The 661-nt window shown below is 69.4% G+C and carries 1 pseudogene; it reads left to right on the top strand.

The window, feature by feature from the left end:
- Nucleotides 1-16 precede the first annotated feature (16 nt).
- Nucleotides 17-661 (top strand): annotated as a pseudogene (locus tag L942_RS28300) (cell division protein FtsK); the annotation flags it as partial.

Raw genomic sequence — 661 nt, forward strand, 5'->3', positions numbered from 1 at the left:
GCGCGCGGTGGACGGCGTGAAGACGCCGAAGCTGACCAGTGACGCGATCGTGTCCGCGCTGGGTTCGCTGGGCATCGGCGAGCTGAACAAGGCGCTCGCGAAGAAGCCGGACGCGATCGGGTTTCCCAACCCGATCCAGCGCGACGGCGACGGCTGGCGCGCCGACATCGACCTGCCGTTGGGCGTCACCGCAGGGGACATCATCGCCAAGCGCCAAGAGCTGTCCTCGGGCCTGCGCCGCCAGATCGGGTGCGTGTGGCCGGAAGGGGACGCGAAAATCCACGAAGGACGTCTCGTGCTGTGGGTCGGGGACCGCGACATGTCCAAGGCCAAGCAGAAGCCGTGGCCGCTGGCCAAGCCCGGCGCGACGGTGGACCTGTTCAAGGCCCAGCCGTTCGGCACCGACCAGCGCGGGCGCTGGGTGGAGATCACCCTGATGTTCGCCAGCATGATCATCGGTGCGGTCCCGCGGATGGGCAAGACGGTGTCGCTGCGGGAACTGCTGGTCATCGCGGCGCTCGACCCGCGCGCCGTGCTGTACGCGTTCGACCTCAAGGGCACCGGTGATTTCGCGGCCGTCGCGCCGTGCGCGCACGCTTACGGCGTCGGCGACGAGCCCGAGGACATCGAACGCATGGTGGCGGAGATGCGGGAGCTGCGC

Origin of the sequence: Amycolatopsis orientalis DSM 43388 (assembly GCF_000411975.1) — a bacterium.
GTDB lineage: Bacteria > Actinomycetota > Actinomycetes > Mycobacteriales > Pseudonocardiaceae > Amycolatopsis > Amycolatopsis orientalis_D.